Source organism: Trichocoleus sp. DQ-A2 (assembly GCF_039961915.1).
Lineage (GTDB): Bacteria > Cyanobacteriota > Cyanobacteriia > Cyanobacteriales > FACHB-T130 > FACHB-T130.
In genome coordinates, this window is the sequence record NZ_JAMPKD010000015.1 from 114,991 (window position 1) to 141,468 (window position 26,478).

Consider the following 26,478-nt stretch of genomic DNA (forward strand, 5'->3'; position numbering starts at 1 on the left):
ATCGGGACACATCGGATGGAACACCCCATTTCATTGTAGAAAACCCAGGGGATATCCCGACCGATTGTTTTGAAGGTTTGCCAAAAACAAAGTCGGGAGTCGCTAGATTTTATTTATTCTTTGCGACCGATTCTCCCTCACCCCTTCACTTTGGATTTTGGGCTAGAAGATAAACCACGAATACCGTTCCCGCATCTACCTCTGAATGGAAGCTAATCGTGCCGCCATGCATCTCCACCAACTGGCGAGTTAAAGCCAATCCCAACCCAGTCCCTTCGTGCTGCCGATGCAGAGAGCTATCAATTTGTTGAAACGCCTCAAACAAAAGATGCTGTTTCTCCATCGGAATCCCAATTCCCGTGTCTGCCACCTCAATCATCGCCTGGTTACTTTCACACTGCATCCGCAGCCATACCTCACCCCCTGGTGGTGTGAACTTTACCGCATTCGAGAGTAGATTCAGCAAGATTTGCCGCACGCGCCGTTCATCCCCCCAAAATTCATCGGCGGGAGGCAACTCAGCGAAATCCCCTGTTAGCTTCACCTGTTGGACTTGAGCCTTTTCTTGCAGCAGTTCCAAACTTTCAATCCCTACCTGACGCAGAGAAAACTGACTGAGGGTTAAAGACGCCTTACCGGATTCAATCTTAGATAAATCGAGAATATCGTTAATCAGCTGCAACAGGTGCTGTCCGCTATTGTGAATAATCTTGAGATATTCTTTCTGTTTTCCGCTCAGTTCGCCAAAATACGGTTGCATTAAAGCGGAGGACATCCCAATCACAGATGTGAGCGGTGTCCGCAATTCATGACTCATGGTTGCTAGAAACTCAGTTTTCGCCTGAGAAGCTGCATTCGCAGCAGTCAAGGCATCTTGCAACTGCTCGGTTCTCAGAGATAGCGCCTGCTTCGTCTCCACTAGCTCCGTAATTTCACGGAAAGTCCCCAAGCAAGCATAAACCTCACCATTAGAGTGCTTCAACGGCACTCTGGAAGTGTCGAAGTGGTGAATCCCATCTGGGAAAACTAGGGTTTCCTGTTCGTGTAGCGTTTCTCCCGATTCAAAAACCCGCAAATTTTGTTTGGCAAACGACTTAGCAATCAGAGGCGGGAAGCATTCTAGAATCGACCGATCCTGAACGGCATATCGGTTGTCAAACCCCATCCTTTGAGCAAAAGCATGATTGCAAAAGCGCAGACGCAGATTCTCGCGCTCGACCACAAAAATGTAGTCTGGGTGAGCATCAAAGAAACTTTCCAGCTCAGCGGTGCGTTCTCGTACCAAGGCTTCTAGGGTTTGGTTTTGCGCCTGAATTTGTTGGTAAAGGGTTGCTTGGTAGATAGCGATCGCTAGTTGGTCGGCAACGGTCGTGATAAATCTTAACTCCGACTCGTGCCAGTAACGGGGAAATTGATCCTGAGCGAAGGTTAAGCAGCCCCAAATCTTTTGCTGTCGGTGAATTGGCACCATTAACCAAGCGCCCGGATATTTTGCCGCCAAAGAGCGATTCATCGGGTCATCCACTAAGCGCGTATCGCTCACCTGGACAACCTGTAGATTTCGCAGCGTTCTGGAACAACAGTTTTTTTGATCGGGAACGATCAAGTTCATGGCTGTGAGGATATCAGCATGAGCGCGATATTCAGTCAGCGGCTTCCAACACTGCTGTTCCTCTAAATACTGAAAAATCAAACATCGATCTGCCACCAAAAGATGACCCAGTTCCAGCGTCACCGTTTCAAAGATATGAGACAGTTCTAAAGAAGCCCGGATTTGGGCAACCAGCCGATTTAATAGCGCCGCATGAGTAATTCGTTCCTCCGCTTGCTGGTAAAGCGTCGCCAGGTTGTGTCCTCGCTCTACCAATTGCAGCGCCAGATGCAGTAATTGCCGCTCTCCCGGTTGCCACTCCCGCTTCTCATCCCATTGCTCAAGCAGTAGCAAACCAACCAGTCCAGACGCACCGTGTAGAGATGCCATCTCTCGCGGCTCGATTTTCTGCGGGTGTGTATGCAACCAGGTCAAAAAGATAGATTCGGCAGCCGTTGAGCCAATGTTTCGCTCAGTTGCCCAAGGATTGCCCTGATGATGTTTGAGAAGGCACTGTTCGATGTTTGCCCATTCAGGATCGTGAGTTTGCCGAGCCGAAAGGGGGATAGATGAATCGTGGGCGATCGCACTCCACAAGGTACGCTCATCTTTGGCGCTATAGAACGCAATTAAACACCGACTAACCCCAAAAGTCTCTTGAATCAACACCGCCGAACGCTGCAAAATTACCTGCGCTCCCTGGCTTGACCAGCTAATTCGTAGCAGTTCTTGGAGTAACTTTTCTGGCTGTTGCCAACTCGGCACTACAGCCTGGGGAATGGGGGGTTGGACAAGGTGCGCCTGGATTCCCGGCTCCCTCAACAAGGCTGTTTTAATCTGAATGTCGGTTGTAGGGTTGCCGATTAAACTCGCCCCAGCACTGCTACAAGCATTTGTATCTGCTTTTTCTGGAGTCTGAGTGCTAATTTGACTGGTTAAGATAGCACTCACCAGCGTTGATGTGAATTCGCTCTGCAAAGCTGGGAGATTGGGTTGAGGGAACCAATCGGCAATGGCTCGCTCGAAAAGAGGGGAGATTTCTGGGGTTAAGTGCAACCCGCGAGAAATTTCGGCGCAAATACTGCCCACAATCGCCGGATCGAAGCCAAAACACAGCTCGTAATGATTGGCGTTTAGTTCAGAATTCTCAGTGGTTTTGTAGCTGTGCAACATCACATTGAAGCGATCGCCCAGTCCCAAAATTACCAACGAGGGCACCTTGCTTTGAGTCTCTGGAGTTGAGCTAAGGGTTCGAGTTAACTTCCGCAGCTTCAACGAACAAGGCAACCATCTGTGTTGATTCTCACATTTATTCTCGCAATGGGTTGCTGATGGCTTCCCCATTGCCAGATTCAAAAAACAGTTGGGCGGGGTCAGCAGCTCTGGCAAGCCCAAAGCACCTGCTTCTGGGGATGCATACCCGCACCGCGCTCCTTTTGATTGTCTCTCCGGGCACAGGTCGCTCGGAGTAAAATCAGACTTACCCCCGGCGATGAGTACCACTCTGGAATCTGGTTGTGAAGCTAAAAACTTCAGCAATGAGTGGGCAACAGATAAAACTGTTGACCGACTGATAGAGTATCTAAGATCGTTTGCCAGGAAAACCATGAGCGCGATCGCTATATTTAGGGGTAAAAACTCTCACCAGTGGTAGGCGTGCCTTAAAAATTAAGCAATCGCATGGGCCCGTGCGATCGCAGTTAAAACTCACTCAGCCTCAGATTTTTCTAGAATCTATTTCCACTCAAGCCGAGCATTGCTTGATTCCCAATTTACACTGCTCTTTCATTGTGGAATCAAACTTACTGCACTCGCTTCGGTAAATGCACTATTAAGTTTTATCTAGATTTTCTTTTTTTGCGATTTTGGTATTACTCACAACAGAAATCAAAGAACTGAAGGCTGTTATTATCAGCCGTTAGGCGATATCCGTTAATGTTTATAGTCGTTGTGTTCGGTGCGAAGCACGGACTAAGCACTAAGCAAGAATTCTCTCAATCCATCTGCCCCTGAAGCACCTGTGCCTCTTCAGTTCCTCAGTCCTAACTCCTAACTCCTCAGCCCTCAGCCCTAACTCCTCAGCCCTCAGCCCTCAGTCCTCAGTCCTAACTCCTCAGCCCTCAGTCCTCAGCCCTCAGTCCTCAGTCCTGACTCCTGAATCAAGCCGCATCCGCAACGACCGCATTAGCGGTTAACACCTCCAACGCCGTTTTGTATTGCTGGTCTGCTTCCGTACCCACCTGGTCAAGCGTAATTGGCTCCAGAGGCACTTCCCGATCTGGCGTAATGCCAAGCTTGTTGATATCGTGATGGTTTGGCGTTTCGTACTTGGCAACCGTCACCGCCAATCCTGACCCATCTGAGAGGTCAAACAAAGATTGAATTAGGCCTTTGCCAAAAGTTCGAGCGCCTACCAATTGGGCACGACCATTGTCTTGAAGTGCCCCAGCCAGAATCTCGCTAGCACTGGCGCTTCCCTGATTCACTAAAACAACGAGAGGAGCGTGGGTAAGAGCTGGTGCAGACGCCTCAAAACTGCCCAGAATGCCTTGTCGGTTGACCGTATAGACAATCGTGCCTTCATCCAACCACATCCGCGCAATCTCAATGCCTGCCTGCAAAAGCCCTCCTGGATTATTTCTCAAATCGAGCAGATAAGCTTGTGCCCCTTGTTTCTCCAACTTGGTGACGGCATTCGCCAGCTCAGTTGGGGCATTGGCACTAAACTGACTCAGGCGAATGTAACCCACCGGGAGGCGAGAACTGCTGGAATCTAAGACTGCATAAACGGGGTTGAGGGCAATTCGCGATCGCACTAGCGTAATTTCTTCAGGCGTTTTTGTCTCCCGTTGCATCAGGAGCCTCACCTCTGTGCCCGCAGCGCCCCGCATCCTTGCGGCGGCTTCATCGAGGGTCAGTTGGGCACTCTGGATGCCATCAATTTCCAGGATGCGATCGCGCGCTCGGATTCCCGCCTTCGCAGCAGGCGAACCGTCAATCGGTGCCACCACTTGCAACTCGCCCGTCTCGGCATCAAGAGCAATTTGCAGTCCCACCCCTTGAAGCTCTCCGGAAGTATTCACCTGTAAACTTCGGTACTGGTCGGGTTTTAAAAACCGCGTGAACGGATCTTCCAGAGTTTTGAGCATATTTTGAATTGCCGTGTAAGTCGCCTCACGATTAGACAGAGGCTGCTTGATCGCCTTCTGACGAGCCATCCACCAGTTTTGTTGATTGAAACTGTCATCCACGTAAGCATAGTTGACAATTCGCCATGCTTCCGATAAAAGCTGCTGTTCCTCCGTTAAAGCGATCGCTGGCGAAGTCCACCAACTTAACGTAAAGATAGTTTGTATGATTAGTACGAATACAACCCTTAACACTCGTTTGTGCATGACACAGAATCCCCCTTTCGGGCTATGTTACATTTTTTGTAGAGGCTACGCCTAGACTTCTCTCTATCGCGGTGTCTACCGATCCCCATTGCAGCTTCATGCCCCCGAAAAGAGCGGAAAACTGTCTCATGGGGTTGGCTCGTGTCAAAAACAGCAATAAATTTTTAGGAACTCTGGGTTCATGTTTTCTAAGCAGGTAACTGATTCAAAAGCCTACAACTGGTTTGAGGAGCGTCTGGAGATTCAGGCGCTTGCCGATGACGTCAGCAGCAAGTATGTGCCTCCCCACGTAAATATCTTCTACTGCCTGGGTGGAATTACACTGACTTGCTTTTTGATCCAGTTTGCCACTGGATTCGCCATGACGTTTTACTACAAGCCGACCGTCACCGAGGCTTTTTCCTCCATCCAGTACCTGATGACGGACGTCAACTTCGGTTGGCTGATTCGCTCCATCCACCGCTGGTCTGCCAGCATGATGGTGCTGATGATGATTTTGCACACCTTTCGGGTTTACCTCACCGGCGGTTTCAAAAAGCCCCGCGAGTTGACCTGGGTAACGGGTGTCACTCTGGCTGTGATCACCGTTTCTTTCGGCGTCACCGGCTATTCACTTCCTTGGGATCAGGTTGGTTACTGGGCCGTTAAGATTGTCTCTGGCGTCCCTGCTGCGATTCCCTTGGTCGGCGATCAAATCGTCGAGCTGATGCGCGGGAGTTCCAGCGTTGGACAAGCCACTCTGACACGCTTCTACAGCCTGCATACCTTTGTGCTGCCCTGGCTGATTGCCGTCTTCATGTTGCTACACTTCTTGATGATTCGCAAGCAAGGCATCTCTGGCCCATTGTAAAAAGTACTGAGTGCTGTAGAGACGGGATATCTTCCGTCCCTACAGCAGGGCAGGAGATATCCAGCCCCTGTCCAACGCCCAATGGGGAGAGGAGAGAAAGTGGGAAAGTCATTTTTCTTCCCTGCATCATCTATCCCCCTATTACCCCCTGACCACTTTGCCTCTTGCTTAGCTCAAAGCTTTCAAAACGCATAGGAGAACACATAGAACGATGGGAACCCAAAAAAAGCCGGATCTAACCGATCCGCAGTTACGTGAAAAACTTGCCAAAGGCATGGGTCATAACTACTATGGCGAACCCGCTTGGCCCAACGACCTACTCTACATTTTCCCTGTAGTAATTATGGGGACTATTGCACTGTGTACGGGTCTGGCTGTGCTTGACCCAGCGATGATTGGCGAACCGGCAAACCCCTTTGCCACTCCTCTGGAAATTCTCCCAGAATGGTACTTCTGGCCTGTTTTCCAAATTCTGCGGATTCTACCCAATAAACTGCTGGGTATCGCCTGCATGGCAGGGATTCCTTTGGGCTTGATTCTCGTTCCCTTCATTGAGAACGTCAACAAATTCCAAAATCCCTTCCGTCGCCCAGTCGCCACGGCGGTTTTCCTGTTTGGAACTTTCTTTACCCTCTGGTTGGGTATCGGTGCCACCTTCCCCATTGACAAATCTCTGACATTGGGTCTGTTTTAAGACAATCATTTGTTACCTTTGACGCCTGTGGGTTTCAAAAGCAGTGCTTTTGTGCTGCTTTTGAAGCATCTACAGGCGTTAAGTATTATCTGGTCGCTTCCGAAAAAGCAAAGTATAAAAGAACAGAGGATGTAGCTGCCTGAACCCAACTCCAGCCCCAACGCAACATTAAGTGGTTAAACTCAACTCATGGCCAAGACAGCGCTAATTACAGGAATCACTGGGCAAGACGGCTACTATCTCAGCCGTTTACTTTTGGAACGGGGTTATCGGGTGGCTGGGTTGGTACCGCTGCACCGCCAATCCAGTCTGGCTAAACTGGGTTCCCTCGCCAGCCAGATTGAGGTTTGTGCGGTTGACATGAGGGATAGCGCGACTCTGTTGGAAGTAGTGGAACAACTACAGCCTCAAGAAATTTATAATTTAGCCGCTCCCAGTTTCGTCCCAGATTCGTGGCAAGACCCGCTGGGAACGCTGGACTTGGTAACGGGTACGGCGACCAGGCTGTTAGATGCAGTGCGTCTGGCTGGATTGAACACGCGGTTTTATCAAGCCAGCAGTTCCGAGATGTTTGGGCAGGTGGATCGGTCGCCTCAAGATGAGAATACACCTTTTCGCCCGATGAACCCTTACGCAGCGGCAAAGTTGCACGCTCATTGGACGATGGTACATCACCGACAGCGCTACGGTTGGTTTGCCTGTAGCGGTATTTTATACAACCACGAGTCATCGAGACGACCTCCAAATTTTGTCACGCGGAAGGTGTCTTTAGCGGCAGCATCGATTAAATTGGGGTTAAGCGATCGCCTGGAAATGGGCAACCTGGACGCCAAACGCGACTGGGGTTATGCTGGCGATCATGTGGAAGCAATGTGGCGGATGTTGCAGGCAGATGAACCAGAAGACTACGTGATTGGGACGGGTCAGTTACACAGCGTTCGGGAATTGGTGGCGACTGCTTTTGAGTGTGTGGGGCTAGATTGGACTCGTTATGTCGTTGTCGATCCCAAGTTTCTGCGATCGGATGAACATTTCCATCTGGTGGCAAATCCAGAAAAAGCCAAGCGCCAACTCAACTGGGAACCGCAAGTTAGCTTCGAGGGTCTTTTGGAAAAAATGGTGTTGAAGGACTTGGAACGTTTACAAAGTGCTGAGGTGCCGTCCATCGCCCAGATGGAACAAAACTCCTAAAATTCAGGGATTATTGAAGTGGGAGAAAAGATAGATTATTTAGAGCCGACTGTTAAACCAGTCGCAAACCATATATTTATTTTTCTGGAAGTTTTTGGATGCGAAGGGGGCATCCAATCCTACGTTAAGGATATTTTGCAGTCTTATACCTCATTGGGAAATCAAGCCAAAGGCGAGGTATTTTTGCTACGGGATGGCGTTGGCTGCCCAAATCCCTTTGAGGGAAAAAACCTCAAATTTCATTATCTCAAAAACCAAAATCCCCAAAAGGGACGCTTAAGGCTAGCAACTTCACTGCTAGCTTGTCTGTTACAACGCCGTCCCCACCATGTTTTTTGTGGTCATATTAATCTGTCACCGTTGGTAAGGCTGCTGTGTCAGCCGCTGGGGATTCCCTATACGGTGCTGACTTACGGAAAAGAATTTTGGGAACCCTTAGCCAATCAAGAACGAAGGGCACTCAAGCAGGCGGAGGGAATTTGGACAATTAGTCGCTATAGCCGCGATCGCGCCTGCGCGGTGAATGACCTAGACCCCAAGAAAGTGCAAATGCTACCCTGTGCGGTGGATGGGAATTACTTTACTCCAGGCCCGAAGCCACCCGCATTGATCGAACGGTATAATCTTGGCGGTGCCAAAGTTTTGATGACTGTAGCGCGGCTGTGGTCGGGCGATATCTACAAAGGCGTAGACGTTACCATTCGAGCCATCCCTGCGATCGCTCAAGTATTCCCAGAAGTCAAATATTTGGTGATCGGTCGCGGCGACGATCAACCCCGACTAGCACAGCTTGCCCAAGATTTAGGAGTTGCCGACCGGGTTATCTTTGCTGGGTTCGTTCCCACCGAAGACCTGGTAGACCATTACCGCGTCGCTGATGCTTACATCATGCCTTCCCAAGAAGGCTTTGGCATTGTCTATTTAGAGGCAATGGCTTGTGGCATCCCCGTCCTATCCGGTAACGATGATGGCTCTGCTGACCCCCTTCAGGATGGACGTTTAGGCTGGCGCGTCCCCCATCGCAATCCAGAAGCCGTGGCAAATGCCTGTATTGAAATCCTCAAAGGGGACGACCAGCGCTGCGACCCTCAGTGGTTGCGAGAACAAAGCCTCGCTTTGTTTGGAAAAGATGCCCTTGCCCAGCAATTAAAACAGCTGCTTGTTTGAATTGAATGCGATTAGGCACGTTTGAAAATCAATACTGAACGGCCTCTGTTCTCAGAGAGAATCGATTCTGATTTAGGATGGAAGTAGTCCATACTACCTTGCTTTTGTTGGAGACTGCCGTGAACCAGAACAGCCCCAATTCCTTTCAATTCAAGCTTTCTGGCGTCGGCTCTTGGCTTACCCTGGTGCTAATCATTTGGTTGCTAGGGTCGATTGGGCTTGGCTGGTTGGTGAAATCTTTTCTGATTCTGATAGGTTTAATCCTCGTTGCACCAGTCCTTGCTTTCCTAGGCTTTCGCTGGTGGTTGCAACGCAACCTCATTGCCGACCAATGTCCCGTCTGTAGCTATGAATTTACAGCTTTGAATCGAACCGAGTGCCAGTGCCCCAATTGTGGCGAGTCGCTCAAAATCGAACAGGGACACTTTAACCGTTTGACGCCTCCCGGAACGATTGACGTTGAAGCCGTTGAGGTATCTGCCCGCTCTTTGGAAGACTAGAACAAAATCAAGTTATTCGTCACTCGTTTTTGATTAATTACGACTGACGAATGACTGATTATTTAGTCTGTCCAGTAATCGATAGAGTATAAGGATGGGTGCCACCCGCGCGATCGCCGACATAAACGTTATAATCCCCCCGAAGCCAAACTCCTGAAATCTCCGGCTTATCTCCAGAAACACTATCTGCCAACACGCAGAATCGTCCTCCTGGGCCATCAACCAGAAGCGTAGGCTCGCCACTGCTTTGGATACTCAACCGCAAGTAATCGATCCGATCTGCCGTTACCCGAACAACTTGATTCGGGGTTTGGGAGATATAACCGCAATTACTACTTGTTTGACCGCCAGAAGCCCCGTTGAGGACGACCGGATCGTTCGACAACTTCGACGACAGTTCTAACACTGGGGCATCACTACGAGCCGCCCCAGCGCCTGTTAAGATTAACGCCAAGGTTGTGGGAATAACTATCCATTTGCGAAGCATCTTCATTTCGTCATCCCCTTGCCTTTTTAAGGAAGTCTTACTATAAGTGTCCTACAGAAGTAAATAAAGGTGTTTCGAGTGTGTTCCTTTTCTTAAAGTGTCACGTATCTGAGAGGGCGCTAAAATTTCTTCTTTTTTAAGTCATGGTGTTGCTAAAACAAACTTTTGTTTAAATCACCAAGACAATACATGCTTGACTGTCAGTTTTTCATTTGTAACCGTCATTTTCGTCACTCACTATAAAAACAAAAGATGAATCCTCAAGAAAATCAAGACTGGGAGCGTAAACTCCAAGAACTAGATGCTCAAATCAATCAGAGCAACCCTCCCGCGCCAATGATAGAAACCGAACCGGGGAAACCTCTCCAGGTTCAACCTAAAGAATCTCAATCAATTCAGTCTCTGTTCAACAAAATTGCTAACTGGTTTCAAGGGCTTCCTGGTGCTGGTAAAGTTGCTGTTGTCGCCGTCGCGGCTTTGGTTGGTTTTGGGCTAATCAGAAGCGTTTTGTATCTAGTTGCATCCCTGATTAGTCTCGGCATCTTGGCAGGGTTAGTGTATTTGGCGTACAAACTGTTTATTGCCCCCAAGTCCCCCGATTAGCAAGTCTTAATTTTTTGGGTAGCAATGAGGACTATGGACTCCGGACGGGTATAGTCGTCTAAGGACGTAGGGCAGGTTCATTACTAATGCGGATCTTTACCAGCAAAATAAGGGTTGCCTGCCCGGACAAAATTTGCTAGAAGCGAACAGCTAACTGCTATTTGTGGAATGCTCGAATGGCTACCCAAAGCGTGAAAAAAAGCTCGAATCGCAAAAGCCCGTCTTGGCGGATACAGATGCACCGACTACCACTGGGTACCCGACGGGGTGCTGCCACGATTGTGGAAGTCTCGCTGGTGGTTGCGAGTGCTTTAGTTCCCTATAGCATCGGTCTTGCCGCCAAGTTTTGTACGAATGCTGGCGCGTGTGTCTCTCAGGAAACCGTTCCTCTCAACCCAGTGCTAGCAACCACCGAGGATGCGATCGCTCAAACGTTGGCAATTCCCCGACGCGCAAGCAACCAACGAGTTGCTCCACTCACCAATTTGTTTTGGTGCGGGGCGCTGGTGGCTCCTGTCCTGGTCGTAGGCTGGCAACTGTATAAATTGGGAAAAACCGGACAAACCTCGCCCAAGCGCTGGCTAGGCGTCCAAGTCGTGCAAGAATCAGGCGACCCGCCGGGATTGATTCGCGCGATTTGGAGAGAGGGAGTCGGCAGGTGGGGATTGCCGCTTTCGACGGCTTATCTGATTTGGCGCTACAGCGGTGCTTTTCCGGATTTGGGGATTTTGCTGGGATTGTCTGCTTTGATGTGGCTGGGGGAAAATGCGATCGCGCTGTTCAATCCCGAACGTCGCACCTTGCACGATAGAATCGCTGGAACCTTTGTCATCGATGGAGCCAGGGCTTTTGTACCCGATCGGTCGCGGAATGCTCCTCAGTTAAACCAATTGCCGGGAACCGAACAGCCAGCGAAGCGAGCAAGGGAAACCATCACAAGCATTGCCCTGACTTCTCAATCTTCCAAACCCTCTTCCAAGCGATCGCTGCGTCTTTGGGATTGGATGCGCCAAAACCCCAGTCTGACGCTGATAATTGTCGGCTTTTCTTGCATGAGTGCTGTCTTGGGAACCTTTGTCGGCACTCAAATGTACATTCAAAATCAGGCAAATTGGCGCTCATCTAAGCAACAGAATAACCAGGTGTTTCTGGCGCTAGTCGAGCGGTTAAGTCGATCTTCCCCCAACCAATTAGAAGAACGACGGAGTGCTATCCTGGCGCTGGCAAGGTTAGACGACTCGCGGGCGATTCCCTTCTTAGTAGATTTGCTGGGTCAAGAAAGGGTACCTGCTTTGATGGAGACAATTGGGCAAACCTTAGTCAGTACGGGTCCGGAAGCTTTACCCTACTTGCAGCGCTTAAATCTTTCCCTGCAAAAGGACGAAGCGCTGCTGCAAGGAAGTGGATTCGTAGAGCGACAGTTAATAGCAAAGCGGCTCGTGGGCACTCAACGCGCGATCGCTAAAATTCTCAGCATCTACCCCACTCAAGTCCACAAGGTCGATCTCAGTCGCACCGACCTCGCACAGGTACGCCAAGAGCCTGCTCCATTTACTCTGGTTCTAGACAAAGCTGACCTTTCTGGGATTCTCTTCAAAGGAGCCTCCCTCACAGGTGCCAGTTTACGGAATAGCCGCTTCTTGGGTGCCGGTGAGGATGGGCGTCTGGGCACCTTTGACGATTGGATTACCGACTTCAATGGAGCCGATCTTAAAGAAGCGAACCTCAGTGGCGCTCTTTTGAGCCGTGTCCCCCTGAATCGCACCAACCTAATCCGTGCCACCTTGAATCGGGCTAATTTGTCCCAGGCTCAACTCGTCGGAGCCAACCTCAGTAGTGCCAAGCTAATCGGTGCAGATTTGCGTCAAGCCGTCTTAGAAAATGCCAGCCTGACGGGTGCAGATTTAGCGAATGCCAACTTTACCCAGTCCAATCTCTCTAGCGCCCGTCTCGGACAAGTTAGCGCTGTCGGCGCTAAGTTTCCCTTTGCGCTGCTGACGAACTCCAACTGGCAAGGAGCAGACCTTTCGGAAGCAGATTTTCAGAACGCCAATCTCCAAAAAGCCGATCTCAGCGCCACCAGGCTGGTTGGTGCCAATCTCGCTCAGGCTCAGCTGCAAAATGCCAATTTACAAAACACAAATCTGAGTGCGGCAGACCTGCGCGGGGCGAATCTCGCAGGAGCTAATTTGAAGGGGGCAACCTTTGCCGCCCCAAAACCCGTGCAGTCGGATCAATTCATTCAAGAGGCACCCAATGCCGCATCCTTAGCTCGCGTTCAAGGCGTCGAATTTTCTCAAGTGAAAAATTTAGACGCCAAGCAAATTGGCTTGATTTGCGACCAAGGAGGGCGTCATCCTCGCTGTCAGTAAATCAGGCAGAAGGGCACCTAGAAACCGCAAGATCCAGCGAGCAAAAAAGCATCTAGGGCAGATTGGGCATATGAACCAATTCCAGTTTGATCCCATCGGGATCGGCAAAGAAGACAGCGTAGTAGCCCGGTGCGTAATGGTTATATTCGGCTGGCGGATCGAGGACTGTAGCGCCTAGTTCAAGAATCAGGTTGTATAAGTTATCTACCTGTTCGCGGCTGTCGGCGTTAAAGGCAAGATGGTGTAGTCCTGGCGAGAAGCGATCGTGTAGTTTGTTCGGGGAATCTGGATTCGCAGCATAAATCAAAATTGCCCCGACATCCTTTGACCACCACATAATAAACTCATCATTTTTTTCCACCTGCTGGTAGCCCATGAATTCCAAAATTGCGTTATAAAACGGTTCCGATTTCGAGCGCTCGCTAACCGTCAAGCTTAGGTGATTCAAGGTACCAAGGGTCATACAAGTTTACCCTGTTTCGGAAGAACAAATGTATTATAAACTCCCGTTTTGCAAGTTGGTTCAGAGCAGGAAATCCAATTTTTAGCCAGGAGCCGAAATTTTGTATGCTGTTACACATCAAAAATATATAAGTTTTGATCCGTATCTACCGAAGGGCAGGCAAAAAAAGAATTCTTTTTTTACTGTTTAATTAGCTTGATGCGATCGCATTTAAAATAACCACGAGTCCCTTAAGCCAGTTCATGGTGTCCAATGAAGCTAAGCTTCTGCATGATTGTTAAAAACGAAGAATCGACTTTACCACAATGCTTGAATAGTGTCAAAGATGTGGTAGATGAAATGGTGGTGCTGGATACCGGCTCCACTGACAAAACCGTTGAAATTGCCAGAGAATTTGGGGCGAAGGTTTATCACTTTGAATGGTGCAATGACTTTTCAGCAGCGCGGAATGAGTCGTTGAAGTACGTTCAGGGAGATTGGGTGCTGGTGCTGGATGCGGATGAAGTGCTGACACCGGAAATTGTGCCGCAGATGAAGCAAGCGATGGAAAGCGATCGCAACCTCGTTATCAACCTGATTCGTCAAGAAGTTGGAGCATCCCAATCACCCTATTCTTTAGTTTCTCGTCTATTTCGCAATCACCCAGACGTGCGCTTTTCTCGTCCTTACCATTCGCTCGTGGATGATAGGGTTGCCCAACTGTTGCAGAGAGAACCCCAGTGGCAAATCGTTTCTCTGTCGGATGTCGCAATTTTGCACTACGGCTATCAACCGGGAGCGATCGCATCTTTAAACAAATTCGATAGGGCACAGGCGGCGATGGAAGGCTATCTGGCAAGCCATCCCAACGATCCCTATGATTGTTGTAAATTGGGGGCGCTTTATATAGAAACAGGGAAAATTAGTAAGGGAATTGGAATCCTAAAGCGCGGCTTAAAATCGACACAGATCGATGCTTCTGTTTTATACGAGCTGCACTACCATCTGGGCAATGCCTATACTCGTGTGAACGATCTTGCACAAGCAGCAATACACTATCAAGTCGCCATTCAACAACCAATTCTGCCCAAACTTAAACTAGGGGCTTATAACAATTTAGGCAACTTGTTGATAGCATCTGGGGATTTTACTAATGCTCAAAAAGCTTATGAAACGACCTTACAAATTGACCCTAGTTTTGCGGTCGGAAAGTACAATCTAGGCATGGCATTAAAAGCAATCGGGCGTTTGCCGGATGCGATCGCTGCTTACCGCCAAGCGATTCAACTGAACCCAGACTATGCAGAGGCGTATCAAAATCTGGGAGTTGCCCTGTTGAAAATGGGGAACGTAATCGAAAGTTTAGAAGCATTTGGGAAAGCGATCGCCCTTCACGAGCAACACAACCCAGAGGAAGCCGCTAGACTCCGCCAAGGATTGCAAGAAATGGGGTTCCAGGTTTAATCTCATCTCTAACCCGACTGAATACCATCGTGGATAACGCTCTGCCTGCGAGTCTGATAAACCCTTATCGGTCGGTCAATCCCTTTGAAACGGTACTCTCCCATCGGAGACAAATCTTTCGGTTGACTTAGCAAAGAATAGCTGGCTTCACTCACGACACATTCACCAGGGGGACAAATCCCTTCCATTCGCGAAGCAAGATTAATCGTAGCGCCTAAGACGGTATAGTCTACCCTCTGAGAGCTGCCCACATCTCCAACGACCGCTTTACCGCTGTTAATCGCTATCCGCAATTGCAGCGGTTGTTGGAAGAACTTACGAGCATTCAGACGCTCCAGACGTTCCAGCATTCCCCAAGCGGCGGCAAAAGCTCGGTCGGCATGATCCGGCTGGGGTTCTGGAGCGCCAAAAAATGCCATAATGCAATCTCCAATAAATTTATCTAGCGTTCCTCTGGCGGCAAAAACTTCTTTGAGCATCTCCTCAAAGAAACTATTGAGCAAATCGGCAATTTCTGTCGGAGTTAAGCGTTCCGAAAGCGCAGTAAAGCCAACAATATCGGCAAAGAGAATGCTGATTTCGCCTTCTGTGGGGGTAAGACGACCGCCTTCTAATCCTCCTACATTCATAATATGCTGCACAACTGAAGGAGAGTGATAGCGTTCTAATCGGTGTCGAATGTTGGCTTCGCTTCTGAGTTTCTCTGCTAACAGCCAACGTTGCACCGCCGACGCCACCAAATTCGCTAAAGCTGAAAAAAAGCTGAGGTCTTCATCTCCTCCTTTGTTCCAATGGGTAAAAGAAAGATGGGCATCGGCATAAAGAACGCCGACTACCTGATTTTCATCCCACAGAGGAACCGCTAGAGCGCTACGAATGCCTTTTGCTAAAATACTATGTTCGCCTTCAAACCGTTCATCCATTTGGGCATCAGCGGTTTTAATGGCGACTTTATCCGTAAATACTTTTTGACAAATGGTGCGGCTAATCCAACTGCCATCTGCGGCGAGATTTTCCTGCTGAGAAATATCTCTCGCTGCTGCTTGAAGTAATTCTAGTTCCCCCGAACAATCGACATCAATCAACAATGCCAACCGATCGATACTAATGAGATCGCGGAAAACAATTTCTTGTATCTGCTGGAAAATTGCTTCGATCGATTCGGCAGAATTCAGACATCTAGCGATATCAACCAAGTCTTTCAGCCGAGCGATCGCTTTGTGGGGATTCGCAATATTACTCCCTTCATCATCCGCTTGTATCCATTGCTGTTGCAGTTCTTTGGCATTGCGAAGAATAGTCACTTCTTCGGGGATCGGATCTGCATTGATGGGATTGAGTTGAGTTTTTTGTTGAGGAGAACTAGCTAAAAGAATGTGGATGAAAACATGACCCATCTGAATAACATCCCCATGATTCACTCTTTGGGGCGCTGCTAGCAGACGGTCATTTAACCGCGTTCCGTTTGTGCTATGCATATCTTCGACTACCCACACGCCATCCGGTGTATTTAACAACCGGGCATGACAGCGGGAAATTTCAAAATAAGGCAAGTACAGATCGCATTCTGGCAAACGACCAATAATAAATTCCTCTTTATCCACCGTGACGGTGCTTTCAGCATTTTCCTCAACTTGTAGGCGCAGCTTGAGTTCAGCCATGACTCTAAACCTCCTTGAACCAAGGCGAACAAGGCTTGCTAAAACTCCTGGACAAAGCAATAGTCAAAGAAAGCACCCACAAATATATGCGTTTTCCTGGCAATTACTGCCACCATCTTAACTCTGACGAAATCCTTCGACAGATGATACGCTGTGTTGCCATAGGTCGCAACGACCGGGAAATCGCACCCAGCTCCTTTTCGGTTAACCTTCTGCTCAACCTCTTGCCACCTCTGGCTAACCCACCCCGATACGGGGAAGGTGAGGAATAAATTTTTTGGGCTGGTGAGCAGAAGCGATAAACTCCTCGATTTCGTCGTCGAGAAAGGGTTTGGCTTGGTCTTAGCCGAAAACTCAAAATCCGCCCTTTAGCTCCACTAAAACTCAGAGGGGAGCCAGCACTTTAATGCCGCTTGGTTTGATAAACTCTGACAGGTCGGTCTATGCCTTTGAAATGGTGTTCTCCTACCGTCTGCAAGTCTTGGGATCGCTTCAGCAATGAATACGTGGCTTCACTGACGACACATTCACCAGGGGGGCAGATTCCTTCCATGCGGGAGGCTAGATTAATCGTTGCTCCTAAAGCGGTATAGTCTACTCTTTGAGAGCTACCGACATCTCCAATCACGGCTCTACCGCTGTTGATGGCAACTCGAATTTGCAGCGGTTCGCGCCAGACTCGAGCGGCATTTAATTTCTCTAGACGAGTCAGCATTCCTTTGGCGGCGGCGAAAGCTCGGTCGGCATGATCCGGTTGAGGTTCAGGAGCGCCAAAAAATGCCATGATGCAGTCTCCAATATACTTGTCTAACGTTCCTCCAGCGGTAAAAACCTCCTGTAGCATTTCCTCGAAGAAATCATTGAGCAATTGGGCAATTTCTGTAGGACTCAACCGTTCCGAAAGGGCAGTGAAGCCAACAATATCGGCAAAGAGAATGCTGATATCAACCTCCGCAGGCGTGAGACGACCGTTGTCTAAGGCCCCCAGGGTCATAATGTGCTGTACAACGGCAGGGGAGTGATAGCGCTCTAGTCGAGTCCGAATGGTTTCTTCGTTTCTCAGTTTCCGTGTTAACAGCCAACGTTGGACTGCGGATGCGACCAGATTTGCTAAAGCCGAAAAAAAGCTGAGGTCTTCTTCGCCTCCTTTCGTCCAATGGCTAGAGGAAAGATGAGCATCGGCATAAAGAACACCGACTACTTTATTTTCATCCCAAAGCGGGACAGCGATCGCGCTCTTGATCCCTTTGACTAAAATGCTCTGTTGCCCCTCAAACCGTTTGTCCATCTGGGCATCAGCGGTTTGAATTGCGACTTTCTCGGCAAATACCTTTTGACAAATGGTGCGGCTAATCCAACTGCCATTTGCTGTTAGATTCTGTTGTTCCAAAATATCTCTAGCGGCGGCATTCAGCAATTCTAGTTTGCCGGAACCCTCTACATCGATTAACAATGCCAAGCGCTCAATGCTTTGAAGTTCGCGGAAAACGACTTCCTGCACCTGGTAGAAAATTGCTTCGATCGATTCAGCTGCGCTCAAATTCTTGGCGATATTCACCAAATCTTTGAGACGAGCGATCGCTTTTTCCTTATTGCTAACTACGTCTAGCGTCCCTTCCGCTTGTATCCACTGCTGTTGCAGCTCCTGAACATTGCGAAAGATGGTGGTTCCTTGAGCCACGGGTTCCACCAGCTGTGTTAGATGGGGTTGAGCAGGATGGCTCAAAAGAATATTCAGGCTAATATCCCCCAGCCAAAGAATATCGCCGTGATTTACCTGTTGAGGCGAGATGACAGGGCGTTCATTCAATCGCGTTCCGTTTTTGCTGCCCATATCCTCAATTGTCCACGCCCCAGAAGGCGTTTTCAAAAAGCGGGCATGACACCGGGAAATTCCCTCGAAAGGCAAATGCAAGTTGCATTCTGGCAAACGACCGATCGTAAATTCATCCCGATTCACCGTAATCGTTCTTTCTGTATCTCCCTCTCGTAGACGCAGATTGAGTTCAGCCATGACTCCTATCCCTTTTTGAAGCGAAGCGAACGAGGCGTGCAAAAACTCAGCAAAGTAAGGGGCTTTTGATTGGTTTCCCTCACTTCCCCTCAAGGTTATGGCATTCTCAAAGGCATTTATGCAACCCTGCCCAAGCTACACGCTTAGGGCAGCTTAATCGGCAAATCGTTTGAGTTTTAGCGTTAATGCCTCTGCGCCCTTCAGCCTTATCTTATATAAATGGGGGGTCATACCCCTCATTCCTTGAACAACAGTATCATAGTATTCGCTGGTTCCCGATGTCAGGTCGAGGTTTTAGCGAGACCGTCGAAGCCTTGACAACTGGGCACCAGAGAAGACGCGAAAGTGCGGTTTTCATACGCAGTCAATCAAGAGTGCGGCGGGAGAGAGCGATTCCCTGAAAGAGGGTAGCTCTTTCATCAGATATGCAATCCGTGCATATCTGATGAAACATCCGGAAAACACTGCTTCCTTTTTGGAAAAACTCAATTATGTTAAACGGTTTACCTCAGCTCAGGGCAGCGACACCATGATAGGCATATTACTAGACCAGCGCTACCAGGTGATCCAGGCGCTAGGCCAAGGTGGATTTGGTCATACTTACATTGCCCAAGACACTCGCCGACCTGGGAACCCTACCTGCGTTGTTAAACACCTCAAACCCGCGACTAGCAATCCCGAATTTTTACAAACAGCGAGACGCCTGTTTAATAGCGAAGCCGAAACTCTGGAAAAGTTGGGGAACCACGACCAAATTCCCCGGCTGTTAGCTTACTTTGAGGAGCAGGAAGAGTTTTACTTAGTGCAGGAATTTATCGACGGACAGCCTCTAAGTGTAGAACTGCCACCAGGACAGCAGTGGAGCGAAAGTCAGGTGATTCAACTGCTGTCTGAAGTATTATCTATTCTGGAATTTGTACACGAGAACGGGGTGATTCATCGGGATCTCAAACCGGATAATTTAATTCGCCGTTCTTCCGATAAGAAGTTAGTTTTGGTAGATTTTGGTGCCGTCAAACAGGTGCAGATGCAATCCGTCATCGCTCAAGAAGGGATGAATGAGACGGTTGCGATTGGTACCCCAGGCTATATGCCTAGCGAACAGGGACAAGGCAGACCCCGCCCTAGCAGCGATCTTTACGCACTGGGCATGATTGGTATCCAAGCCTTGACCGGGCTGAATCCCAGGCAATTAGCAGAAGATCCCGACAGCGGGGAGATTCTCTGGCGGCACTTGGCTCAAGTTAGCGATGGGTTAGCCGCTGTCCTGAGCCAGATGGTACGCCACTACTTCAAATTCCGCTACCAGTCAGCAACCGAGGCATTGCGATCGCTTGCTTCCCTAACCAATCCGAATTCCCCGGCAGCGATCGCCGCAGTCTTGGGACAGAAGGTGCGCGGTTACTGGAAAGACGGTTCTGTGTCGGCAAATAAGGCACTGCGATCGCTCCAAGAACGCACCAATCCCCACGTCTCGCCCAATAACGCCTCTGCTCCTATTTCCACCCCGCCGATCGCACCACCTACGGACAATACCGTAACCATTGCTACAGGCAATTCATCGGAAACGTCGGTGGATTCTCCGGCTAGCGTCGCAGATGAAGCAACGCCCCCAAGCGCCCCCGTCACGCAGAACACGGTGACAATTGCTCCTGGAAATCCTGCCCCAGCTCCAATTAGTTCGTCGTCCAGCCTAGATTCTGGACTTAAATCTCCTAACAAATTGCCGCTGTTAATTGGAGCAGGCACTGCTATCTTTGTGATTGCAATCGGGGGAATTTTTGCAAGTCGTCAAGTCCCGTCCTCTCCTGAAACGGCTAAAAATCAAATTACTGCGCCAGCTAAAAATGAAGTGAAAAACACTTGTGTTGTTGTTCTTAGTTCATCCAATGTCCGCTCTGTGGATGGACGAAAGAAAACAGGGGATGTTGTGAAAGCAGGAACCAAAGTCTCTGTCACTGGAAAAGAAGAAGGTGGCTGGATAGAAATTAATTCTCCAGTCTCCGGTTGGATTTGGAAGGGTCGGACAAAAAACACCTGTCCTTCTAAATAGGAATAGTTCTTACTCCAAGACATTTAATTGTCCGGAGCTTTTGCGATTCAGACTGGCGGCAATTCTAGGGGAATCGCACCTAATAAACCCGTGCGAAAATCATTTAATAGCTGTCGTGCTGTGCGCTCTACATCGCCTTTATGACGTTCATCTGCCACAGCTTGTAGATATTCGTCGCCTGCGAACGAAGTGGGATCTACTCCGTAGCGAGACTGTAAAGACTTCAATAGAAATAAATCGGCATCGGGGGCGTTGAGCGTTTTGAGCAAATCGACTAACGCAGATGCCACTCGTTGATTGTCGTAAGACGCCTCACCAATATCATCACAAATCGCTAACTTGAAGGCAGCAGGCTGATTTTCTAATTTGGAAGGCAAAACGCCAGGGGCATCTAAAAGTTCAATCTCATCGGAAATGCGTATCCAGCGCAGCTGGCGCGTTACACCCGCACGACGGGCGCTTTCTACTACTCGCTTTCCTAATAGCCGATTAATGAGCGCCGATTTGCCCACATTGGGAAACCCAATCGCAACGGCACGGACTGGACGAGGAAGCATCCCGCGATCGCTTCTTCGTTGATTCATCTCTACACCCGCCGCCTGCGCCGCCTGTGCCACTGCTGCCACACCCTTCCCATGCTGGGCATCTGTGAAGTATGGCGTTTCCCCCCGCTCCCTAAACCACTCAGTCCAGAGTTGCCGGACTGTGGGAGAAATCATATCCGTGCGGTTGAGTACCAATACCTTTGCCTTGCCGCCTATCCACTCTGGCACGCGGGGATGGTGCGTAGAGATGGGAATTCGGGCGTCTCGCACTTCCAACACCACATCCACACGCTTGAGCTGTTCTTTAAGCGCTTTCTCAGCCTTGGCAATGTGTCCGGGATACCACTGAATTGAAGGAGTCGTCATAAGATTTTAGATTTTAGATTTTAGATTTTAGATTTTAGATTGAATCTAAAATCCAAAATCCAAAATCTAAACTTTGACTAAGGAACAATCAATACCGGACAAGGAGATAAATTAATTACCCGGTTCGTGACGCTGTCAGTCATGCCTTCTTCAGTCAAACCCAGCCCTCGACAGCCCATCACAATTAAATCGGCGTCAATTTCGTCAGCAACATCGCAGATGGTAAAAGCTGGTTTGCCTTGACGCTCAATCGTTTGAGACTGGATGCCTTGATCGGCAAATAGATTTTGAGCTGTTTTGAGCAGTTCGGCGACTGCTTCTGGCGATGTCATTGCAGCATCTGAATTGAGCGGCGACACCTCTGGCTCTTGGCTGGGTTCTTCTACCACCGAAAGCAAAATTAATTTACTACCATACTTTTGCACAACATTTACAACGACATCAGCCGCTTCGCGCGCTTCTCGACTTTGATCGACAGGAAACAGAACAGTCTTGAACATGGCACGCTCCTGTAGAAACCCCAACTCTTGTAAAATGTGGACGGCTAGAGAGCTAGAAATAACCTTACCCCTGCATTTGGTTTGGTCTATCTAGCTTTTGAGGGAAAAGGGCAAACCACCAGTGACACGCGGTTGCTAGTGAAGAGTATAAAAAGACGCAATTAGGAGGTTTACGCTGTGTCCAAGAAAACTGTAGCAAATTTATCGGCATCCGATTTATCCGGCAAAAGGGTACTGGTACGGGCGGATTTTAATGTACCGCTGGACAATGGCAACATTACTGACGATACTCGCATTCGGGCAGCTCTGCCGACAATTCAGGATTTAACTTCCAAAGGCGCTAAGGTAATTCTGTCTAGTCACTTTGGGCGTCCCAAAGGTGTCGATGATAAATACCGCCTGACGCCGGTGGCAAAGCGCCTGTCTGAATTGTTGGGTAAAGAAGTTGTCAAGACTGACGACTGTATCGGTGATGATGTCGCTGCCAAGGTGGGGGCGATGCAAAATGGCGACGTGCTGCTGCTGGAAAATGTCCGCTTCTACCCAGAAGAAGAGAAGAATGACCCAGAATTCGCTAAAAAACTGGCTTCAGTTGCCGATTTATATGTGAATGATGCGTTTGGAACAGCTCACCGCGCTCATGCTTCTACGGAGGGTGTAACCAAGTATCTCAGCCCATCGGTGGCGGGGTATTTGATTGAAAAGGAACTCCAGTATCTGCAAAGCGCGATTGAAAATCCTCAGCGTCCTTTGGCAGCAATTATCGGGGGTTCCAAGGTTTCTAGCAAGATTGGCGTCATCGAAACGCTGCTAGATAAGTGCGATAAGCTGATCCTGGGCGGCGGCATGATTTTTACCTTCTACAAGGCTCGTGGGCTAAGTGTCGGTAAGTCGCTGGTAGAAGAAGATAAGTTAGAACTGGCCAAGTCTTTGGAAGCGAAGGCGAAAGAGCGTGGTGTTCAACTGCTATTGCCGACAGATGTCATCCTTGCAGATAATTTTGCGGCTGATGCCAATGCTCAAACGGTTAGCATTGACGCCATTCCCGATGGTTGGATGGGTTTGGATATTGGTCCTGACTCGGTGAAATTCTTCCAGGAATCGCTTGCTGATTGCAAGACGGTAATCTGGAATGGTCCGATGGGAGTATTCGAGTTTCCGCAATTTGCCAAGGGAACGGAAGCGATCGCGCGGACTCTGGCGGATCTCACGAAGAGCGGGACGACTACGATTATCGGCGGCGGCGACTCGGTTGCTGCGGTGGAACAGTTGAACTTGGGCGAACAAATGAGCCACATCTCGACTGGCGGCGGCGCAAGTCTGGAGTTGCTGGAAGGGAAGGAACTTCCTGGGATTGCGGCGTTGAATGATGCCTAAGTTCTAAGAGTAAACAAATAAAATTCTTGTAGAGACGCGATTAATCGCGTCTCTACGCTTTTTGGGGTATATTGCTTCGCTGTCCTTCTCAAAGAGAGCGATCGCGTTTGTTGGGAAAGAGAGGGCGATCGCTTGTATTCAGTATTAAGTGAAATAGAGTGGACACCTGACGGGGTGGTAGCGAAACGGTAGCGCTTAGAGCGATCGCTAGCTAAATTGGAGTACATACGGCGCTAAGGAACCAAGGGCGAGATGCTGCAAGCACAGCAGGTATTGCAAGGGCGTTATCAACTTCAAGAAAAATTAGGACAAAATGCTGGGCGTCAAACCTGGCTGGCAACTGACATTGAGGCATCACCGCCACAACAAGTCATCGTCAAATTGCTAGCCTTCAGCCCCCAGATGCAGTGGGACGAATTCAAGTTATTTGAGCGTGAAGCGCAAGTTCTGAAAAATCTCGATTATCCCAAAATTCCCCAATATCGAGATTATTTTTCCCTCGATAAACAGGTTGGCGCTGGTTTGTGCTGGTTTGGATTGGTGCAAGAATACATTCCCGGTGCCTCCCTGCAAGAATTATTGAAACAGGGCAAACGCTTTACCGAAGCCCAGGTACGGCAGATTGCCACCGAGGTGCTGAATATTCTTATCTATCTGCACGAGTTAAGCCCGCCGTTGCTGCACCGCGACATTAAGCCCAGCAACTTGATTTGGGGAGAAGATGAACAAATTTATCTGGTGGATTTCGGCGCAGTTCAAGATTCTGCTGTGGCGGAGGGAGTCACCTTCACTGTGGTGGGAACAACTGGCTATGCGCCGCTAGAGCAATTTTGGGGAAAGGCAGTTCCGGCATCCGACTTATATGCGCTGGGGGCGACTTTGATCCATTTGTTAACTGGCATCGCCCCGGCAGATTTGCCCCAAAAGAATTTACGGATTCACTTTAGCGACAAGGTTAGCCTTAACTCCAATTTTGTCCGGTGGATTGAAGCGATCGCAGAACCCGATTTAGAGCAACGATATCGCACCGCCCGTCAAGCACTGGAGGATCTCAAAGCCAATCGTTCTCTCAACGCCCTCCTGCAACAAATCCGTCAGCCTGCTGGCAGTCGCGTTCAGCTTTGGAAGTCTTCTACTCAGTTAAAAATTAAAATTCCTGGGCGGGGAATCTTGCTAGTTAAAGACATTCTCGCCTTTACAGGGAAATTGATGCTAGTAGCGACCTCCATAATCGCTCTATTTTTGCTCGGTTTGGTGCTGTTATCGCTGGCTTTCTCAATATTTTATATGCTCCTCTCCCTGTTGTCATCGCTTCCTACGATGTTTTTGTTCATCTTCTCCATTCTATTAACACTTATTTTGGGTCGGCTATGGATGAGCCTACACAATGAATTGTGGAAAATTCCCGCCGATTTGAAATGGCCCATACTCAACTATTGGGGAGATTATTGCATCGAATTCTATCAAGATAACTTTGTAATTAAAAGGGAATTGTTTGGGTTGAAATATCTTAGCCATCGGGGGAAAGTTTCTAGCATCAAAAATGTTGAAGTAATTCCTTTAGAAGGAGTCACTCTCGAAACTGGATTGCTGAAATACTGTTTCGCTCAGAACCTGACTGAACCTGAATGTAACTGGATAGCTCGACAGATCCAAGACTGGCTGAGATAGGAGCGAATGACCGAGGACCATCCCAAACTAGGTATTCGTAATCCTTCAATCCTTCAATTAGCAACTAACTAAGTAAAATTATCATGCTGCAAGCAGAAAAGATATTACAGGGGCGTTATCACCTCACACAACAACTGGGACAAAATGCAGGGCGTCAAACCTGGCTGGCAGAAGATTTAGAAGCAGAACCCAGCGAATCGGTAATTGTCAAATTGCTAGCTTTCAGCCCTCAAATGCAGTGGGAGGAACTCAAGCTGTTTGAACGGGAAGCTCAAGTTTTGAAAAACTTAAACCATCCCAGAATTCCGACCTATCAAGATTATTTTTCTCTCGATGAACAGGCAGGCGGCGGCTTACCTTGGTTTGGATTAGTGCAAGATTACATTCCCGGCAATTCCCTGCGTCAGCTATTAGATCAAGACAAAAAATTTACAGCAGAGCAGGTACGCTATGTTGCCACGGACATCCTAGAAATTCTAATTTATCTGCACGAATTAAGTCCACCTGTATTACATCGAGACATTAAACCTAGCAACATAATTTTGGGGGAAGATCGGCAGTTTTATTTGGTTGATTTTGGTGCGGTTCAAGACCGTGCAAAGGCAGAAGGTGTCACCTTTACTGTGGTGGGAACCAGTGGCTATGCGCCACCAGAACAGTTGTGGGGACGTGCAGTTCCATCATCCGACCTTTACGCACTAGGAGCCACCCTAATCCACTTGTTAACTGGAACGCCGCCTTCTGAGTTACCGCAGCATCAGATGCGGATTCAATTTACCGATAAAGTTAGCCTCAATCCTCATTTCAGCAGTTGGATTGAGAAGCTTATAGAGCCAGCTCCAGAAAAACGATTTACCACGGCGCGCGAGGCACTTGAAGCTCTGCAACAAGTGGAAAATTTTAAAAGCTCCAATAGCGAAACAGAGGCTCCGTCAAAGGGCAATTCGGTTCGTTATGGTCGTTTAGTCCTTTTAACTGTGCTGCCATTATTTACTTTTATGGCTCTCATTTCGGCTATTGCTCTGCCAAGTTTTTTTGCCAAGCGGGCCAAAATTGAAAACTCAGAAGCGAAACAATCTGTTGGGGCGATGAATCGGGGTCAGCAAGCTTATTTTATAGAAAAAAATGACTTTTCTGATTCGGTTGAAAAACTAGGGGTTGGTGTTGAAAATAAGAAAGGAAATTACGAATATGCAACTCATATGGTGGCGAGTAAAGCTGCATTTAACTACGCAATACCCCATCGTAATAACAAAAGCTATGTTGGAGGTGTGTTTATAGTACCTGCAAAATCCTCAGATGCTGTTAAGGGCAAGATGAAAACAATAGCAATTTTGTGTGAATCTAATGCTGTTGGTGCTACCAAACTACCAGAGCCAATTTATAACAATGGCAAACCAGCCTGTCCTGCGGGCACACTAGAGATACCAAAAGAGCAGATAGGAAGGTAGATAAGGGCGCTGTGACAAGATAAAAAACCGAATTATCAGTATACGTGAAGGCAAATACTAAGTTTCTAAATCCCTCATCTCAGC

General features: G+C 48.6%; 22 protein-coding genes. 13 read left to right on the forward strand and 9 right to left on the reverse strand.

The window, feature by feature from the left end; translation table 11 throughout:
• Window positions 1-145: 145 nt before the first annotated feature.
• Both NC997_RS16660 and ctpA read right to left on the reverse strand, forming a co-directional pair.
• On the reverse strand, window positions 146-3,094 hold the full coding sequence (locus NC997_RS16660) for an ATP-binding protein (protein ID WP_348257809.1): 2,949 nt from the start codon (window positions 3,092-3,094) through the stop codon (window positions 146-148).
• 656 nt (window positions 3,095-3,750) lie between these two features.
• Window positions 3,751-4,986, reverse strand: a complete 1,236-nt coding sequence (gene ctpA, locus NC997_RS16665) for a carboxyl-terminal processing protease CtpA (protein ID WP_190526305.1) — start codon at window positions 4,984-4,986, stop codon at window positions 3,751-3,753.
• 181 nt (window positions 4,987-5,167) lie between these two features.
• Between ctpA and petB the strand changes: the two genes are divergently transcribed.
• The 5 genes from petB to NC997_RS16690 all read left to right on the forward strand — a co-directional run bounded on the left by petB (window position 5,168) and on the right by NC997_RS16690 (window position 9,388).
• The gene (petB, locus tag NC997_RS16670; protein WP_190430667.1) at window positions 5,168-5,836 is read left to right on the forward strand and encodes a cytochrome b6; all 669 of its coding nucleotides are present in this window, start codon (window positions 5,168-5,170) and stop codon (window positions 5,834-5,836) included.
• Window positions 5,837-6,047: 211 nt separating this feature from the next.
• The gene (gene petD, locus NC997_RS16675) at window positions 6,048-6,530 is read left to right on the forward strand and encodes a cytochrome b6-f complex subunit IV (RefSeq protein WP_190414392.1); all 483 of its coding nucleotides are present in this window, start codon (window positions 6,048-6,050) and stop codon (window positions 6,528-6,530) included.
• 189 nt (window positions 6,531-6,719) lie between these two features.
• On the forward strand, window positions 6,720-7,721 hold the full coding sequence (locus NC997_RS16680; protein WP_190526307.1) for a GDP-mannose 4,6-dehydratase: 1,002 nt from the start codon (window positions 6,720-6,722) through the stop codon (window positions 7,719-7,721).
• An 18-nt stretch (window positions 7,722-7,739) separates the two neighbouring features.
• Window positions 7,740-8,888 carry a glycosyltransferase gene (locus NC997_RS16685; protein WP_190526310.1) on the forward strand — a complete coding sequence of 383 codons (1,149 nt, stop codon included), beginning with the start codon at window positions 7,740-7,742 and terminating at the stop codon, window positions 8,886-8,888.
• A 119-nt stretch (window positions 8,889-9,007) separates the two neighbouring features.
• Window positions 9,008-9,388 (forward strand): hypothetical protein, encoded by a 381-nt coding sequence (locus tag NC997_RS16690; RefSeq protein WP_190433320.1) that lies wholly within the window; start codon window positions 9,008-9,010, stop codon window positions 9,386-9,388.
• A gap of 58 nt (window positions 9,389-9,446) precedes the next feature.
• On the opposite strand, the gene NC997_RS16695 is transcribed toward NC997_RS16690, so the two are convergent.
• Window positions 9,447-9,881 (reverse strand): hypothetical protein, encoded by a 435-nt coding sequence (locus tag NC997_RS16695; protein ID WP_190526312.1) that lies wholly within the window; start codon window positions 9,879-9,881, stop codon window positions 9,447-9,449.
• Between the two features lie 246 nt (window positions 9,882-10,127).
• On the opposite strand from NC997_RS16695, the gene NC997_RS16700 reads away from it, so the two are divergent.
• Window positions 10,128-10,478 carry a hypothetical protein gene (locus NC997_RS16700; protein WP_190414387.1) on the forward strand — a complete coding sequence of 117 codons (351 nt, stop codon included), beginning with the start codon at window positions 10,128-10,130 and terminating at the stop codon, window positions 10,476-10,478.
• A 176-nt stretch (window positions 10,479-10,654) separates the two neighbouring features.
• On the forward strand, window positions 10,655-12,850 hold the full coding sequence (locus tag NC997_RS16705; protein ID WP_190526314.1) for a pentapeptide repeat-containing protein: 2,196 nt from the start codon (window positions 10,655-10,657) through the stop codon (window positions 12,848-12,850).
• Window positions 12,851-12,902: 52 nt separating this feature from the next.
• Here the strand turns inward: NC997_RS16705 and NC997_RS16710 are convergent, their stop codons facing one another.
• Entirely contained in the window at window positions 12,903-13,313 is a 411-nt protein-coding gene (locus tag NC997_RS16710) for a VOC family protein (protein ID WP_190526316.1), read from the reverse strand.
• A 252-nt stretch (window positions 13,314-13,565) separates the two neighbouring features.
• Here NC997_RS16710 and NC997_RS16715 point away from each other — a divergent pair, with 252 nt between their 5' ends.
• Window positions 13,566-14,756, forward strand: coding sequence for a glycosyltransferase (locus NC997_RS16715; protein ID WP_199306116.1), 1,191 nt, complete (start codon window positions 13,566-13,568; stop codon window positions 14,754-14,756).
• Window positions 14,757-14,764: 8 nt separating this feature from the next.
• Here the strand turns inward: NC997_RS16715 and NC997_RS16720 are convergent, their stop codons facing one another.
• Window positions 14,765-16,417: an adenylate/guanylate cyclase domain-containing protein gene (locus tag NC997_RS16720; RefSeq protein ID WP_190526320.1), complete on the reverse strand. Its 1,653-nt coding sequence runs from the start codon at window positions 16,415-16,417 to the stop codon at window positions 14,765-14,767.
• A 35-nt stretch (window positions 16,418-16,452) separates the two neighbouring features.
• On the opposite strand from NC997_RS16720, the gene NC997_RS16725 reads away from it, so the two are divergent.
• A complete protein-coding gene (locus NC997_RS16725) occupies window positions 16,453-16,689 on the forward strand; it encodes a hypothetical protein (RefSeq protein WP_190689048.1) in 237 nt (78 codons plus the stop codon).
• A gap of 131 nt (window positions 16,690-16,820) precedes the next feature.
• Here NC997_RS16725 and NC997_RS16730 read toward each other — a convergent pair whose 3' ends face one another.
• The gene (locus tag NC997_RS16730) at window positions 16,821-18,431 is read right to left on the reverse strand and encodes an adenylate/guanylate cyclase domain-containing protein (RefSeq protein ID WP_190526322.1); all 1,611 of its coding nucleotides are present in this window, start codon (window positions 18,429-18,431) and stop codon (window positions 16,821-16,823) included.
• A 529-nt stretch (window positions 18,432-18,960) separates the two neighbouring features.
• Between NC997_RS16730 and NC997_RS16735 the strand changes: the two genes are divergently transcribed.
• Window positions 18,961-20,484 carry a protein kinase gene (locus NC997_RS16735; protein WP_190526368.1) on the forward strand — a complete coding sequence of 508 codons (1,524 nt, stop codon included), beginning with the start codon at window positions 18,961-18,963 and terminating at the stop codon, window positions 20,482-20,484.
• Between the two features lie 47 nt (window positions 20,485-20,531).
• On the opposite strand, the gene ylqF is transcribed toward NC997_RS16735, so the two are convergent.
• Window positions 20,532-21,395 carry a ribosome biogenesis GTPase YlqF gene (ylqF, locus tag NC997_RS16740; protein ID WP_190526325.1) on the reverse strand — a complete coding sequence of 288 codons (864 nt, stop codon included), beginning with the start codon at window positions 21,393-21,395 and terminating at the stop codon, window positions 20,532-20,534.
• A 77-nt stretch (window positions 21,396-21,472) separates the two neighbouring features.
• On the reverse strand, window positions 21,473-21,895 hold the full coding sequence (locus NC997_RS16745; protein ID WP_190433305.1) for a universal stress protein: 423 nt from the start codon (window positions 21,893-21,895) through the stop codon (window positions 21,473-21,475).
• Between the two features lie 177 nt (window positions 21,896-22,072).
• On the opposite strand from NC997_RS16745, the gene NC997_RS16750 reads away from it, so the two are divergent.
• Window positions 22,073-23,272: a phosphoglycerate kinase gene (locus NC997_RS16750; protein WP_190526327.1), complete on the forward strand. Its 1,200-nt coding sequence runs from the start codon at window positions 22,073-22,075 to the stop codon at window positions 23,270-23,272.
• Here NC997_RS16750 and NC997_RS16755 read toward each other — a convergent pair.
• Window positions 23,269-23,499, reverse strand: coding sequence for a hypothetical protein (locus NC997_RS16755; RefSeq protein ID WP_190526329.1), 231 nt, complete (start codon window positions 23,497-23,499; stop codon window positions 23,269-23,271). The genes NC997_RS16750 and NC997_RS16755 overlap by 4 nt on opposite strands.
• A 25-nt stretch (window positions 23,500-23,524) precedes the next feature.
• On the opposite strand from NC997_RS16755, the gene NC997_RS16760 reads away from it, so the two are divergent.
• Both NC997_RS16760 and NC997_RS16765 read left to right on the forward strand, forming a co-directional pair.
• Window positions 23,525-24,943 (forward strand): serine/threonine-protein kinase, encoded by a 1,419-nt coding sequence (locus NC997_RS16760; protein ID WP_190526331.1) that lies wholly within the window; start codon window positions 23,525-23,527, stop codon window positions 24,941-24,943.
• Window positions 24,944-25,026: 83 nt separating this feature from the next.
• Entirely contained in the window at window positions 25,027-26,394 is a 1,368-nt protein-coding gene (locus tag NC997_RS16765) for a type IV pilin-like G/H family protein (RefSeq protein ID WP_190526333.1), read from the forward strand.
• Window positions 26,395-26,478: the final 84 nt, after the last annotated feature.